This is a genomic window from Mesorhizobium sp. U510 (assembly GCF_059180695.1).
Window position 1 is genome coordinate 97,807 of record NZ_CP180531.1, and the last position, 14,632, is coordinate 112,438.

Annotated in this window: 16 protein-coding genes; 12 read left to right on the forward strand and 4 right to left on the reverse strand. The window is 63.7% G+C overall.

All coding sequences use genetic code 11. The annotated features are described in order from the left end of the window. The first annotated feature begins 3 nt into the window (after positions 1-3). Entirely contained in the window at positions 4-1,095 is a 1,092-nt protein-coding gene (locus ACLGL5_RS00460) for a Zn-dependent alcohol dehydrogenase (RefSeq protein ID WP_019863708.1), read from the forward strand. A gap of 290 nt (positions 1,096-1,385) precedes the next feature. On the opposite strand, the gene ACLGL5_RS00465 is transcribed toward ACLGL5_RS00460, so the two are convergent. Beyond that, entirely contained in the window at positions 1,386-1,598 is a 213-nt protein-coding gene (locus ACLGL5_RS00465; RefSeq protein WP_155249184.1) for a hypothetical protein, read from the reverse strand. Between the two features lie 399 nt (positions 1,599-1,997). Between ACLGL5_RS00465 and ACLGL5_RS00470 the strand changes: the two genes are divergently transcribed. Continuing rightward, positions 1,998-2,696 carry a response regulator transcription factor gene (locus ACLGL5_RS00470; RefSeq protein ID WP_019863706.1) on the forward strand — a complete coding sequence of 233 codons (699 nt, stop codon included), beginning with the start codon at positions 1,998-2,000 and terminating at the stop codon, positions 2,694-2,696. Positions 2,697-2,758: 62 nt separating this feature from the next. Here ACLGL5_RS00470 and ACLGL5_RS00475 read toward each other — a convergent pair whose 3' ends face one another. From ACLGL5_RS00475 to ACLGL5_RS00485, 3 genes are read right to left on the reverse strand one after another with little or no spacing between them, the layout of a single operon-like run. After that, positions 2,759-3,535, reverse strand: coding sequence for an amino acid ABC transporter ATP-binding protein (locus ACLGL5_RS00475; RefSeq protein WP_494372715.1), 777 nt, complete (start codon positions 3,533-3,535; stop codon positions 2,759-2,761). After that, positions 3,535-4,194 (reverse strand): amino acid ABC transporter permease, encoded by a 660-nt coding sequence (locus ACLGL5_RS00480; protein WP_199202397.1) that lies wholly within the window; start codon positions 4,192-4,194, stop codon positions 3,535-3,537. Before ACLGL5_RS00480 ends, ACLGL5_RS00475 begins: the two co-directional genes overlap by 1 nt. Continuing rightward, positions 4,184-4,843 (reverse strand): amino acid ABC transporter permease, encoded by a 660-nt coding sequence (locus ACLGL5_RS00485; RefSeq protein WP_199202396.1) that lies wholly within the window; start codon positions 4,841-4,843, stop codon positions 4,184-4,186. Before ACLGL5_RS00485 ends, ACLGL5_RS00480 begins: the two co-directional genes overlap by 11 nt. Before the next feature lie 391 nt (positions 4,844-5,234). Here ACLGL5_RS00485 and trbB point away from each other — a divergent pair, with 391 nt between their 5' ends. Genes trbB through ACLGL5_RS00535 form a run of 10 tightly spaced genes read left to right on the forward strand, consistent with a single transcriptional unit; the run spans position 5,235 to position 14,631 of the window. Beyond that, positions 5,235-6,218 carry a P-type conjugative transfer ATPase TrbB gene (gene trbB, locus ACLGL5_RS00490; RefSeq protein ID WP_019863701.1) on the forward strand — a complete coding sequence of 328 codons (984 nt, stop codon included), beginning with the start codon at positions 5,235-5,237 and terminating at the stop codon, positions 6,216-6,218. Beyond that, positions 6,215-6,547 (forward strand): TrbC/VirB2 family type IV secretion system protein, encoded by a 333-nt coding sequence (locus ACLGL5_RS00495; protein ID WP_019863700.1) that lies wholly within the window; start codon positions 6,215-6,217, stop codon positions 6,545-6,547. The genes trbB and ACLGL5_RS00495 overlap by 4 nt, the downstream gene beginning before the upstream one ends. Then, on the forward strand, positions 6,547-6,828 hold the full coding sequence (locus ACLGL5_RS00500) for a VirB3 family type IV secretion system protein (RefSeq protein ID WP_019863699.1): 282 nt from the start codon (positions 6,547-6,549) through the stop codon (positions 6,826-6,828). Before ACLGL5_RS00495 ends, ACLGL5_RS00500 begins: the two co-directional genes overlap by 1 nt. Before the next feature lie 10 nt (positions 6,829-6,838). After that, the gene (trbE, locus tag ACLGL5_RS00505; protein WP_019863698.1) at positions 6,839-9,289 is read left to right on the forward strand and encodes a conjugal transfer protein TrbE; all 2,451 of its coding nucleotides are present in this window, start codon (positions 6,839-6,841) and stop codon (positions 9,287-9,289) included. Then, the gene (trbJ, locus tag ACLGL5_RS00510; RefSeq protein WP_019863697.1) at positions 9,286-10,044 is read left to right on the forward strand and encodes a P-type conjugative transfer protein TrbJ; all 759 of its coding nucleotides are present in this window, start codon (positions 9,286-9,288) and stop codon (positions 10,042-10,044) included. Before trbE ends, trbJ begins: the two co-directional genes overlap by 4 nt. Positions 10,045-10,050: 6 nt before the next feature. After that, positions 10,051-10,362: a putative entry exclusion protein TrbK-alt gene (gene trbK-alt / locus ACLGL5_RS00515; protein ID WP_236952482.1), complete on the forward strand. Its 312-nt coding sequence runs from the start codon at positions 10,051-10,053 to the stop codon at positions 10,360-10,362. Between the two features lie 2 nt (positions 10,363-10,364). Next, positions 10,365-11,735, forward strand: coding sequence for a P-type conjugative transfer protein TrbL (gene trbL, locus ACLGL5_RS00520; RefSeq protein WP_199202395.1), 1,371 nt, complete (start codon positions 10,365-10,367; stop codon positions 11,733-11,735). Positions 11,736-11,738: 3 nt separating this feature from the next. Beyond that, positions 11,739-12,428 (forward strand): conjugal transfer protein TrbF, encoded by a 690-nt coding sequence (gene trbF / locus ACLGL5_RS00525; protein WP_019863695.1) that lies wholly within the window; start codon positions 11,739-11,741, stop codon positions 12,426-12,428. After that, entirely contained in the window at positions 12,425-13,477 is a 1,053-nt protein-coding gene (gene trbG, locus ACLGL5_RS00530) for a P-type conjugative transfer protein TrbG (protein WP_199202394.1), read from the forward strand. The genes trbF and trbG overlap by 4 nt, the downstream gene beginning before the upstream one ends. Further along, the gene (locus ACLGL5_RS00535) at positions 13,474-14,631 is read left to right on the forward strand and encodes a TraB/TrbI/VirB10 family type IV secretion system protein (protein ID WP_019863692.1); all 1,158 of its coding nucleotides are present in this window, start codon (positions 13,474-13,476) and stop codon (positions 14,629-14,631) included. The genes trbG and ACLGL5_RS00535 overlap by 4 nt, the downstream gene beginning before the upstream one ends. The last annotated feature ends 1 nt before the right edge of the window (position 14,632 follow it).

Sequence of the window (14,632 nt, forward strand, 5' to 3'; positions counted from 1 at the left end):
CCTATGAAAGCAGCTGTCCTACGCGCGCCCGGCGCGCCGCTCGAGATCGAGACCGTCAGCCACGCCAATCCCGGCTTCCGCGAAGTGCTGGTGGAGGTGGCGGCGACAGGGCTCTGCCACACCGACCTGCATTTCATGCAAGGCCATCTGCCGGTGCCGATACCGGCGATCCTTGGCCACGAGACTGCCGGCATAGTGCTGGCGGTGGGCCCCGGAGTCTCCGCCTTCGCTGTTGGCGACCACGTCGTTGGCTGCCTCTCGGCCTTCTGCGGAGCTTGCGAATTCTGTCTCTCGGGCCGCCCTTCGATCTGCGAGGGCGGCGATCAGTTGGTACGACCGGCGGAGGAGCCGACGCGGCTGTCCGCCAACGGCCAGTCGGTCGCGCAGTTCATGAATCTCTCCGCCTTTGCTGAACGGATCCTCGTCCATGAGAATGCCATCGTGAAGATCGACAAGGCGATGCCGCTCGATCGCGCCGCGCTGATCGGTTGCGGTGTGACAACGGGCTTCGGCGCGGTTGTGCACACCGCCAAGGTGCAGCCCGGCCAGTCGGTTGCGGTGGTCGGCTGCGGCGCGGTGGGGCTGTCGATCCTGCAAAGCGCGCGGATCGCCGGCGCCATCGATGTCATTGCCATCGACGTCAACGACGCACGGCTGGAAATTGCCCGCCGTTTCGGTGCCACCGCCAACATCAACCCCACGGGCCGCGACGTGGTGGCCGATGTGCGGGCGCTGACCGGAGGCAAGGGCGTTCACGTCGCCTACGAGGCGGTTGGCGCGCCAAAGCTGGTCGAGCAATCTTTCCTGATGACCCGCAAGGGCGGCACCACTGTAATGGTCGGCCTGATGAGCGACGGCGCGCGGATCGAATTGCCCTTCGCCCCTTTCATCGCCGAACGTCGGGTGATGGGCTGCGACATGGGCTCCAACCAGTTCCGCACCGACGTGCCCCGCCTCGTGCGTCTTTACCTCGACGGCCGGCTCAACCTTGATGATATGATCACCGCGCGTATCCCGCTTGCCAGCATAAATGACGGATTCGAGGCGATGAAGCGCGGCCATGGCATCCGTTCGGTCATCGACTTCCGCGGCTAGCTCTTTGCGGTATCTAGAGTGACTGCGATTACTGTTTTGACATAAGCCTACCGGCTTGGTCGAACAAATGAAACCGCTCGCCCTTATGTGAAAAGCTTTTGTCGTCACCGGAACAATGCTCGGATTTTCCGAATTTCCGGGCAACCACCGGTTCCTTCAATCCGATGTCAACATAGACGTAGATGTCAGACCCAAGGTTCTCGTTTATGGAGATTGGTGACTTTAACATCGGACATAAGTTCTCCTGCGTAACGACAAAACTAGCGCGATCATTCTGGTGTTGCGCGCGTTCACGCTTCGTCGTTATCACGACCTCTCGGATACGCGGCCACCCGCTCGGCCTTTTCGGTTGAGTTTTTCACGGAAGAAGAAAGGCACTGGGGTACCTCGAAGCCGTTCGCAAGTTTCAGGGGCCTTGGCGTGCGACTTTCCACAACGGCTTCAAACCCGCCGACAGAGGACACCACGACTACTTCGTCCGGATTGTGGTCGGCGGTCGTCAAGTGCACTTCGAGAAAGTCAACTACTAGTCAAGCCGGGCATGCGGGATTGAGCGCGACGCAGGCTACATCTACTTCATGGATCGCATAACTGTCGCGTAGCTGGCGAATCACGCTCAGGGCGGCTTCCCGTAGCAAGTGCGCTGCTGGCGCAACTTTGACATCTAAGTTCGCTGTCGGCGGCGACTTAGGCTTTGGGGATGGCAACCCCAACGGCTGACTTTGGGCGCAAGGCTGCCGTCCACACTCGATGCATTCCCGCTTTATCCATAAGCACCGAAACTTGGGCTGAGGCACGACTCAGAAAGGTCGAAAGGATTAAAAGAAACCCAAGGATATTGTCATCGCGCCCATTCGCGCGGTAGTCAGCCCTATGATGTGTCGAACCCGGTTGATGGACTCATGAAGCCGCTGGTCCTGATCTCCTCGAAGGACCCGGATTTTTTCCTGGTTTTCGGGCACATACTGTCGGTAGCTGGCTTCGAGATTCGACTGATCACGGGAGACCGGGAAATCGCACGTGCCATCGAGGCCGCAGCCCCGCTTGCCGTCGTCATGGACTGCCATCCAGGCGACCGTGCGGTGGTCAAACAGTGCGCCTGGCTGAAGTCTGCCCCCGCGACCAAAGCGACGCCGGTCGCGGGCCTGGTTGCCCCGCGCTCCGGCAAGCTGCATCTAGATTTGATCAAGGCTGGCGTCGACGAAATATTTTCGCGGCCGTTCGCCCCCGAACAGTTGCTGACATGGCTGCACGGCAAGGCGGGCCTTGCGAAGCTGTCGCGCGAAACGGATTCGGGTGAGTTGGTTCAGGGCGATTTCCGGCTGGAGCGGCAGACCCACCGGACATTCTTCAGGCAAAAAGAAATCGTGATGCCACCGATCGAGTTCAAGCTTTTGCGCAGCCTTTTGGCGCAGCCTGGCAAGGTCTTCAGCCGCGAGGAACTGGTCGCGACCGCATGGCCTGAACATGCCGCCGCAACCGACGTGCGGGGCGTCGACGTCCATATCGCCAGGCTGCGCAAAAGGCTTAGGGGCTCTGTGGGGAGCGATGTGATCCGGACGGTCCGCTCGGCTGGCTACGCCTTCGCACCGGATTGGTGACCCGCTCGGCCATTCCAGCAGTTGACACTCGCGCGCACGATTGCCAGTCCACACGCAGCTGCTCAATGGCTCAGGATGGTATCCAGGAACAGCCGGGCGCGTGGGTGAGCGGCTCGAGAGAAAAAGTCTCTGGACGAGGCATGCTCGACAATGCGGCCTTCGTCCATGAAAACGATCTCATCGGCGACTTCGCGTGCGAAACCCATCTCATGGGTCACGCAGACCATGGTCACGCCGCTTCCTGCGAGCGCGATCATGACGTCGAGGACTTCCTTGATCATTTCCGGATCGAGCGCCGAAGTGGGTTCGTCGAACAGCATGATGCGGGGATTGAGGCAAAGCGCGCGTGCGATCGCCACCCGTTGTTGCTGGCCTCCCGAGAGCTGGGCCGGAAAGGCCTGCGCTTTTTCGGGGATGCGGACCGCGGTCAGATGCTGCATGGCGATCTCTTCGGCCTCCCGTGCCGGTTTCAAGAGAACCCGGCGCAGCGCCAGCGTGCAGTTGGCAAGCACCGTGAGGTGCGGAAACAGGTTGAAACTCTGGAACACCATGCCTGTCAGCCGGCGCGCCGTCGCAGTGTCCCGGGCATTTCTTCCCAGTGCTATCCCGTCGAGCTGGATCGTTCCCTTCTGGAAAGGCTCCAGACCGTTGATGCAGCGGATCAGCGTTGACTTGCCGGAGCCGGACGGTCCGCAAACGACGATGCGTGAGCCTGGCCGTACCGACAAATCGACGTCTTTCAAGACGTGCAGGGCGCCGAACCACTTGTTGAGACCTTCGATCCGCACATGAGGTATGGTTTGAACGGCCGGGATTGGAGCTGGGGCCTGAGTGAGCATCAGCGGCGTCCAACTGCAAGCAGGCGCTGCTCGACGCGCTTCACGCCATAGGCAACGATCAGCGCCAGGGCGAGGAACAGGATGCCGGCGACGGTCAGCGGCTCTGCGTATCGATAGGTCTCGGAAGCGATATCGAAGGCCCGTCCGAGCATTTCCGGCACGGCCAGGATCGCGAGATAGGGCGTCGCCTTGAGGATCGAAACAACATAGTTGCCCAACGGTGCAGCGACATTGCGCAACATCTGCGGCGCGATGACGAAAACGACCGTGTCGCGGCGGGTAAGCGACAAAGCTCTGGCCGCTTCCTGCTGGCCTTTCGGGATCGCGTCGATGCCCGCTTTGAACACCTCCGCTAGATAGCCGCTATAGTACAGGCTCAGCCCCAGTATACCAACCGTCATGGCGCCAAGCCGGATCCCATAGAAGGGCATGACGAAATACAGGAAATAGAGCCAGGCCAGAACCGGCGTCGAGCGGATGAAGTCGATCAGGAAGCGGACGGCGAGGCCAGTTGCACCGCCCCCGCGGCGGATCATTTCGAAAGTGAAGCCAAGCACTGATGCGCCGAGGCAACTCAAGACCGTTGCGAGCAGGGTCGTTCCGATCGCCCCGATGATCGTCGGGACGGTCGATAGTGCGAAATCGAGGTTAAATCCCACGCAGCGTTCCTCTTTCAGGATTGACCCGCGCCTCAAGCCAGCGGCCGGCAAGTGCGATCGGATAACAGACGACGAAGAAGGCCAGCAGCAGCGCCGAATAGATCGCGACGGGGTCGTAGTCGGTCTGCGCGATTTCCTTGGCGCGGAAGGTCATGTCCGTCAGCGTGACCAGCGAGACGAGGGACGTCGCCTTGACGAGCTGGATGAGGTTGTTGACGAAGGTCGGGCTCATGGCGACCAGCGCCTGCGGCAGCTCGATCAGGAGCAGGATCGCCGGGCGCGAGAGGCCGAGCGCCATGCCCGCCTCGCGTTGGCCGGGGGGCAGGGACTGCAGCCCGGCGCGAACCGCCTGGCTGGCATAGCCGCCGGTGTTGAGACCGAGCACCAGTGCACTGACGGTCAGCGCCGATAGGGTGACCCCCATCACCGGCAGCACGTAGTAAAAGAAAAAGAGCAGGACGACGACCGCTGAGCTGCGCCAGAATTCGATCACGGCGGTAACCAGAAAGCGGGTCATGCCGGTGGTCAGAAACTGCGCGACGCCGAAGACGAGCGCGAAGGGGACCGCAAAGACCAGGCCATAGGCCGTGACCTCTGCGGTGATACCCAGCCCTTGCAGAATGCCCAGCCAGATGTCGAGCATGCTCACGGGGTGCCACCGCTCTTCGTCGAGGCGGGTGGCGACGATGTCGGTATGGTTTCGGCGTGCCTGAGAAAGGCGGCGTTGCGCTGCAAAATCGCGCCCTCCGGACCGGACCTCATGGCAATCCTCCGCGCCGTGAAAAGGATGATCGCCTGTTAGGGCAGGCCATCGATGGCTCTCTCATAAACCTCGCAGGAGTCGGGTGTCAATAAACATAGACATATTATTGCGAAAGTTCATATTATGGCGCCGCTGCCGTCGGCGCCGCCGTTGGCCGGTAATTGCACGCTACGCTACGATGACGGCTGATACCCGTTGAATCGGACCGCTCCAGAGCTCTTTTGATCGTCCCCGACCGGGCGTTGTTCGACGCGTTCCCGGCTCAAACGGGGACAGGATGGCTATATCGCACAACGATACCGAAGGACGCGCGCGCAGCTCGCGCATGCTGCGCACCGCGCTCGGGCCAGCCATCGCCAGGTTTCTCGACGATCCCGCGATCGTTGAAATCATGCTGAACCCGGATGGCCGCATCTGGGTGGACCGGCTTTCGGAAGGTTTGGCCGATACGGGGGAGATGCTGGCGCCTGCCGCTGGCGAGCGGATTGTGCGCCTGGTCGCCCATCATGTCGGCGCCGAGGTCCATTCCCGTTCCCCGCGTGTCTCGGCCGAGTTGCCGCAAACCGGCGAGCGTTTCGAGGGCTTGTTGCCGCCCGTCGTCGCAGCACCCGCCTTCGCAATCCGCAAGCCTGCGGTGGCCGTGTTCGCGCTCGATGACTACGTCGCGGCGGGCATAATGTCCGCCGGTCAGGCCGCGATATTGCGCGCCGCGGTTGCCGGTCGCGCGAACATCCTTGTCGCCGGCGGCACATCGACTGGCAAGACCACCCTCACCAACGCCCTGCTGGCCGAAGTGGCGAAAGGGATGGATCGGGTCGTCATCATCGAGGACACTCGCGAACTGCAGTGCGCCGCGCCCAACCTTGTCGCAATGCGCACCAAGGATGGCGTGGCCACGCTCGCCGACCTGGTTCGCTCTTCGCTGCGCCTGCGGCCCGATCGCATTCCCATCGGCGAGGTGCGTGGCTCCGAGGCCCTCGACCTGTTGAAGGCATGGGGAACCGGGCACCCGGGCGGCATCGGCACCCTTCATGCGGGCTCCGGCATCGGCGCCCTGCGCCGCCTTGAGCAGCTTATCCAGGAAGCCGTCGTCACTGTTCCGCGCGCGTTGATCGCCGACACGATCGACCTCGTCGCCGTCCTGTCGGGACGTGGCACCGCGCGACGGCTCAGCGAACTCGTCCGGGTCGAGGGCCTCGGCCCTGACGGCGATTATCGCATTGCTGAAGCCACACCGATCAACCCAGGAGAAACCTCATGATCCGCCTACTTGCACGCTGCCACCGCCACTTGGCGGCGGGGGCCGCCGCCCTTGCCGTCAATCTCCTGGTCGCGTCGAGCGCCCATGCGTCAGGCTCCTCGATGCCGTGGGAACAGCCGCTCGAAAAGATCCTGCAGTCGGTCGAGGGACCGGTCTCCAAGATCATGGCCGTCATCATCATCATCGTCACCGGCCTGACGCTGGCCTTCGGCGACAGTTCGGGCGGCTTCAGGCGGCTCATCCAGATCGTTTTTGGCCTTTCGATCGCCTTTGCGGCGTCGAGTTTCTTCCTGTCGTTCTTCTCATTCGGCGGCGGAGCGTTGATCTGATGACAACCGCTTTTGAACAACTCGACGCGGTGCCGGGGTGGACGGTGCCCGTCCACCGGGCGCTGACCGAACAGATCCTGCTTGGCGGCGCGCCGCGCGCAATCGCGATCCTGAATGGCACCCTGGCGGGCGCTGTCGGTCTTGGGCTGCGGCTGTGGCTGGTCGGTCTCCTCATCTGGGCAATCGGACATTTCACGGCGGTATGGGCCGCCAGGCGCGATCCGCTGTTTTTCGAGGTTGGACGCCGACACCTGCGGCTTCCCGGACATCTGTCGGTTTGAGGGCGCCGCTATGATGAGCCTTGCCGAATACCGCCGGACCGCTGCTCGCCTTGCCGATTATCTGCCGTGGGCAGCACTCGTGGCGCCGGGCGTCGTGCTCAACAAGGATGGAAGTTTTCAGCGCACCGCAAGGTTTCGCGGGCCTGATCTCGACTCCGCCGTCGCGGCGGAACTTGTTGCTGTGGCATCGCGCATCAACAATGCCTTTCGTCGCCTCGGCTCGGGCTGGAGCATCTTCGTCGAAGCGCAGCGGCACGAAGCCGCCGCCTATCCCGAGAGCCAGTTTCCCAATGCGGCCTCCAGCCTGTTCGATGCCGAGCGCAAAGCCGATTTCGACGAGGCGGGGGTTCATTTCGTATCGAGCTACTTTCTCACATTCATGGTCCTGCCGCCGCCCGAAGAGGCCACGCGCGCCGAGGGGTGGCTTTATGAGGGTCGCGACCAGTCGGACGCGGATCCGGGCGAGATCGTGCGCGCCTTTGTCGACCGGACAGAGCGCGTGCTCTCCCTGCTCGACGGATTCATGCCCGAATGCCACTGGCTCGATGACGGCGAAACGCTGACCTACCTGCATTCGACGATCTCGACCAAACGCCATAAGGTGCGCGTCCCCGAGACGCCGATCTACCTCGATGCGCTGCTGGCCGACGAGCCGCTCGCAGGCGGGCTCGAGCCGCGCCTTGGCGACCAGCATCTTCGCGTGCTCTCGATTGTCGGCTTCCCGACCGCCACGACACCCGGCCTGCTTGATGACCTCAATCGGCTGGCCTTCCCCTACCGATGGTCGACCCGCGCGATCCTGCTCGACAAGGTCGACGCTGTCCGCCTGCTGACCAGGATCCGGCGGCAATGGTTTGCCAAGCGCAAGAGCATCGCCTCGATCCTGAAGGAGGCGATGACCAACGAAGCCTCAGCCCTCCTCGACACCGACGCCGCCAATAAGGCGGCCGACGCCGACACGGCGCTGCAGGAGCTCGGCGCCGACATGGCGGGTATGGCCTATGTCACCGCGACCGTCGCCATCTGGGATCCCGACCCGCGCGTCGCAGACGAGAAATTACGGCTTGTCGAGAAGGTCATCCAGGGCCGCGACTTCACGGCGATTGCCGAGACCGTCAATGCCGTCGACGCCTGGCTTGGTTCCTTGCCCGGGCACGCCTACGCCAATGTCCGTCAGCCGCCCATCTCAACGCTCAATCTCGCCCACATGATGCCGCTGTCCGCCGTGTGGGCGGGGCCGGAACGGGACGAGCATCTGGTCAGTCCTCCCTTGCTCTACGGCAAGACCGAAGGCTCGACCCCGTTCCGGTTGGTCCTTCATGTCGGTGATGTCGGCCATACGCTGGTCGTCGGCCCCACTGGTGCCGGCAAGTCGGTGCTGCTCGCGCTGATGGCGCTGCAGTTCTGCCGCTACCGCAACGCTCAGATATTCGCCTTCGATTTCGGCGGCTCTATCCGCGCCGCTGTGCTTGCCATGGGTGGCGACTGGCACGATCTCGGCGGGCACCTCACCGAAGGCATGGATGCCTCCGTTTCGCTTCAGCCGCTCGCCCGGGTTCATGACACATACGAGCGCGCCTGGGCGGCTGACTGGATCGTTGCGATCCTGATGCGCGAGGGCGTCCCAATCACCCCGGACGCAAAGGAGCATATCTGGGCGGCGCTGACGTCGCTTGCCTCGGCTCCCGTCGAGGAGCGCACCATCACCGGGCTCAGTGTGCTCTTGCAGGCCAATGACCTGAAGCAGGCATTGCGCCCATACTGTGTCGGAGGCGCTCAGGGCCGATTGCTCGACGCCGAGGCCGAACACCTCGGCCAGGCATCCGTGCAGGCCTTCGAGATCGAAGGACTGGTGGGCACGCAAGCCGCGCCGGCTGTCCTGTCCTACCTGTTCCACCGCATCGGCGATCGGCTCGACGGGCGTCCAACGCTGCTCATCATCGACGAAGGCTGGCTCGCCCTCGATGACGAGGGGTTTGCCGGGCAGTTGCGCGAGTGGCTGAAGACGCTGCGCAAGAAGAACGCCAGCGTCGTCTTCGCCACGCAGTCGCTTGCCGATATCGACAATTCGACCATCGCGCCGGCGATCATCGAAAGCTGTCCAACCCGGCTGTTGTTGCCCAATGAGCGCGCGGTTGAGCCGCAGATCACCGCCATCTATCGGCGCTTCGGCCTGAACGACCGCCAGATCGAAATCCTGGCACGAGCGACACCCAAGCGCGATTACTACTGCCAGTCCCGTCGGGGCAACCGTCTCTTCGAGCTCGGCCTGTCCGAGGTCGGGCTGGCACTTTGCGCCGCGTCCTCGAAGGGCGATCAGGCCCTGATTGGCAGCATCATCGCCGAGCATGGCCGCCACGGCTTCCTGGCGGCCTGGCTGCGTGCCCGTGACGTCGGCTGGGCCGCCGACCTCATTCCCAACCTAACCCTTCTCGAACCTGAAAAGGATCCGCAACCATGACTGTTCGTCAAAGCCGCCCACGCGCCCTTCTCATGGTCGCGGCGATGCTCGCCGCGCCGGTCGCCATCTCGCCGATGATGACGGCGCCAGCCTATGCCCTCATCGTGTTTGATCCATCGAACTATTCCCAGAATGTTCTGACGGCGGCGCGTTCCCTGCAGCAGATCACAAACCAGATCACCTCGCTGCAGAACCAGGCCCAGATGCTGATCAACCAGGCGCGCAACCTGGCGAGCCTGCCTTTGTCCTCGCTGCAGCAACTGCAACAGTCGGTGCAACGCACGCAACAGCTTCTCGGGCAAGCACAAAACATCGCCTTCGACGTCCAGCAGGTCGACAAGGCCTTTCAGCAGCAATACGGCAGCGTCTCGCTCTCTGCATCCGACCAGGAGCTCGTCACGGACGCGCGCTCGCGCTGGCAAAACACGGTGGGCGGCCTTCAGGACGCCATGCGCGTCCAGGCGGGCGTCGTCGGAAACATCGAGACCGGCCGCGCGCAGATGTCGGCGCTGGTCGGCGCCAGCCAGTCGGCGACCGGAGCGCTGCAGGCGACGCAAGCTGGCAATCAGCTTCTTGCGCTGCAGGGCCAGCAGCTCGCGGACCTGACCGCTGTGGTCGCCGCCAACGGCCGCGCCCAGGCTCTGACCGAGGCCGAACGCGCTGCCGCCGTCGATCAGGGCCGCGAGCAACGCCGCCGCTTCCTGGCGCCCGGCTCCGGCTACGAGGCAGGTTCGGTCCAGATGTTCAACCGCTGAGGGTCGATGACCATGGACGGCAAAACGCTCGCTCGCACGGTGGCTGTCATCTTTGTCGCGGCCGCCGTCACGGCGGCCGCACTCGGTATGAGCCGGAAGGAGGACAGGCCGGCGGGCGAGGGCGCGAACACAACCGCAGGCTTGATGCCAAACCCGCTTCGCAATGGTCTGCGCCGCTGCCAGGCCCTCGGCGAGGCTGCCCTGCGTGACGATGGATGCGCGCGGCTATGGGCCGAACAGCGCGATCGCTTCCTCGGTCTCAAAGAGACATCGGGGCGTTCGACAGGCGAGCCAGACGCTATGCGCTGGGGTCAATAGACATGGGCAATACCGGTGTCATTGACCAATTCCTGGCCACCTTCACCCGCTACATCGACAGCGGTTTCGGCCTTCTCGGTGGCGAGGTCGCCTTCGTCGCCACCACGCTGATCGTCATCGACGTCACGCTTGCCGCGCTCTTCTGGAGCTGGGGCGCCGATGACGACATTCTTGCGCGGCTTGTCAAGAAGACGCTCTTCGTCGGTGTCTTCGCCTATCTGATATCCAACTGGAATGGTCTCGCTCAAATCGTATTCGAGAGTTTCTCCGGTCTTGGTCTGAAGGCGAGTGGAACCGGTTTCTCGGCACAGGACCTGCTGCACCCCGGCAAGGTGGCGCAAACCGGTCTCGATGCGGGACGACCATTGCTTGAGGCGATCTCCGGTTTGATGGGCTACGTCTCCTTCTTTGAAAACTTCATCCAGATTGTTTGCCTGCTCTTTGCCTGGGCGCTCGTCCTGCTCGCCTTCTTCATCCTGGCGGTGCAGCTCTTTGTGACGCTGATCGAGTTCAAGCTGGCGACGTTGGCCGGCTTCGTGCTGATCCCCTTCGGCCTCTTCGGCAAGACGGCCTTCATGGCCGAACGCGTGCTAGGCAACGTCATCTCGTCCGGCATCAAGGTTCTGGTGCTTGCCGTGGTGATCGGGATCGGGTCGACGCTCTTCGGCGAATTCACCCAAGGCTTTGGCGGCGAGAGCCCCACCATCGACCAGGCCATGGCGATCGTGCTGGCGGCGCTGTCGCTGCTTGGCCTCGGCATCTTCGGTCCCGGTATTGCCAACGGCCTCGTCGCGGGTGGACCGCAGTTTGGCGCCGGTGCGGCCGTTGGCACCGGCCTTGCGGCGGGGGGCATGTCGGTTGCGGGCTATGGCGCCGCCGGCCTGGCAGCGCGAGGCGGGACGACCGCATTCTCGGGCGCTGTGTCAGCCGCTCGTGGCGCCACGTCACTCGCTGGCGGCGGTTCAGTCGCTTATACGCTTGGCTCCGCCGGCCAGGCTGGCGCGGCAGGGATCGCCTCCGGCTTGGGCGGCGTTGCAAGCGCTGGCGCTTCGGCAGCCATCTCCCCCCTCAAGCGCGCCGCCGCAAACACCGGTCAGTCGCTGAAGTTAAGCTTCGCCTCTGGCGCCAGTTCGGTAGCTGAAATCACCGGCGGGTCGTCGACCATGGGAACGATCGGAGGCGCCGGGTTGTCAGCCAATGCACCTCCGTCCAGCACGGAAAAGCCATCCGGCACTCAAGGACAGCCGGAATGGGCCAGACGCTTGCAGCGCTCTCAGCGCCTCGCCCACGGCGCCCAGACCGCGGCCCACGCGGTGCGCGCCGGCGACAGCCATGGCGGCGGCGCGTCGATTTCTCTTTCTGAAGGCGAATGATCCATGAACATCTTCAGGCGGCCCGCCGTCCACTACGGCAAGACCCCTCGACCGGAAACCCCCTATCAAAAGGCGCAGCAGATCTGGGACGAGCGCATCGGCTCTGCCCGCATGCAGGCACGCAACTGGCGCGCCATGGCGTTCGGGTCACTCATCTTGTCGGCAGGCCTTTCCACGTCACTGGTCTGGCAATTGGGCCGCGGTACTGTCGTGCCCTGGGTCGTGCAGGTCGACAAGATGGGCCAGGTTCAAGCGACCGCGCCCGCGATCGCGGATTATAAGCCGACTGATCCTCAGATAGCGTGGCATCTCGCCCGCTTTGTCGAACAGGTGCGCTCCATCCCCGCCGATCCGATCATCCTGCGCCAGGACTGGCTGCGCGCCTATGATTGGACCACCGACCAGGGCGCCGCAGCGCTCAACGATTACGCTCGCGCCAACGACCCTTTCTCCAGGGTCGGCAAGCAACAGGTCGCCGTGGATATTTCTTCGGTCATCAGGGCTTCACCGGGCTCCTTTCGTGTCGCTTGGATCGAGCACCATTACGAAAACGGCCAGCTTTCCGGCACCGAGCGCTGGACCGCGATCCTGACGATCGTGACACAGATGCCAAACGACGCCGAACGTCTTCGGGCCAATCCGCTCGGCATCTACGTCAACGCCATCAACTGGTCCCGGGAGATGACCCAATGAACCTGCCATTGTGTGTCATCGCCACTCCGGGTTTGACAAGATCGGCGTTTGCCGTGGTGTTGCTATCGGGCTCCATACTTGCCGGTTGCGCCACGCCGCAGAAGCCACCTCAGATCTCCTATGATGACGACGTGCCGCCTTTGCCCGCCGCTCCGGCAGCCGCGCTCGATGAAAGACCAAAGCCGCTGCACGTTCCACCAGGGTGGGTCGCGACCCGCGGCGGTGTCGCCGGCAGCACGCCGGTGGCGCGCGTCGAGAACGCCAACGCGGCGGCGCGGGTCCAGCCGCGTCGTGAGGGCTATTACAACGCCATTCAGATTTATCCCTGGAGCGAAGGGGCACTCTACCAGGTCTATGCCGCTCCAGGACAGATAACAGACATCGCGCTTGAGCCTGGCGAAAGCCTGACCGGCGAAGGTCCGATCGCGGCGGGCGATACAGCCCGCTGGATCATCGGTGACACCGAAAGCGGAGCGGGCGTCGCCAGGCGCGTCCATGTGCTGGTCAAGCCTTTGCGCTCGGACATCAACACCAATCTCGTCATCACCACCGACCGGCGCAGCTACATGATCGAGCTCCGATCGGGCGAGAAGCCGTATATGCCAGCCGTGTCATGGGCCTATCCCCCTCCGCCGGCGGGACAAGCGCGGGTAATCCCGGCGACACCGGTGATTCCCGCCATTGCCGAACGCAAATACCGCTATGGTCTCACCGGCGACGCGCCCCCCTGGAGGCCTGTCGGCGTCTATGACGACGGGAGGCGGGTCTATGTCGAGTTTCCAGGCGGGATCGTGCAAGGCGAGATGCCGCCCATCTTCGTCATCGGCCCGGACGGCGAGGCCGAGATCGCCAACAGCCGCGTCTACCAGAACACCCTGATCGTCGACCGTCTCTTTGGCGCGGCGGAATTGCGGCTTGGCAGCGGCAAGCGGCAACAGACGGTCAGGATCGTCCGCACCGATGCGAGGAGAGGTCTGTGGATCTCAGGCACCAACGCGGCGCCGAATGCAAAGAACGCATTTCGTCAAAGGGGAGGGGAGCAATCATGAAGGAGAACGAAATCCCGGCTGCCCCCATGCGGCTTCGCGCCGATCCGCCGCGTGTCACGCGCCTGTCCCGCAAGGTGCTCGCCGGCATCGGCCTAGGTGCATCGCTTGGCGTCGGCGGCGCGCTGATCTACGCGCTTCAGACGGGTGAAACGCGCAGGCATGGCGACGAGCTCTACTCGACGTCGAACAGACAGCCCGCCGACGGACTGGCCAGCCTGCCGCGCGACTATACCGGTCCCGTTCTTGGGCCGCCGCTGCCTGGCGATCTTGGCCGGCCGATGCTTGATGCCCAGAACAAGGGACAGCCCGTCGTGCCGCCAACGATCGCCACACCCATGGTCGATGAGGCGGAACAGCGCCGGCGGACCGAAGAGGAGGCGGCCCGAACCTCGCGTGTCTTCTTCCAGACAGGGCAGTCAACCGCGGCGATGGCCGAAACCCCGCCCGGAGGAACTTCCCCGCCTAACCTTGGCGGCCCCGACCTTGCCGGTCAGATCGGCCAGTCGACCACGCAGGACCGCCAGCTCGGCTTTCTGAATGCGGCCGCTGATCGGCGCACCGTGGCGCCGGATCGCGTCACGCCGGCGGCGTCGCCCTATGTGCTCCAGGCAGGGGCCGTCATTCCGGCAGCACTCATCACCGGCATCCGTTCCGATCTGCCCGGTCAGATCACCGCGCAGGTCACCGAGAATGTCTATGACAGTCCCACGGGTCGCTCGCTGTTGATCCCGCAAGGCACGCGTGTCATTGGCCAGTACGACAATGGGGTCGGCTTCGGCCAGCGTCGCGTGCTGCTCGTCTGGAGCAGGCTGGTCTTTCCCAACGGCCGCTCCATTGTTCTTGAACGCCAGCCTGGCACTGACACCCAAGGCTATGCCGGCCTTGAGGACGGCGTCGACTACCATTGGGCCGACCTGTTCAAGGCGGCCGCACTCACCACCATCCTCAGTGTCGGTGCGGAGGCCGGCTCGTCCGGCCAGGAAAGTGACACCGTGCGCGCCTTGCGCGGCGGCGCCTCCGACAGTCTCAGCCAGGTGGGCCAGCAGATCGTCCAGCGCCAACTCAACATCGCACCGACATTGACGATACGACCGGGCTTTGATGTGCGTGTCGTCGTTACGCGCGATCTCGTGCTCGAACCCTATGGAGACTGAA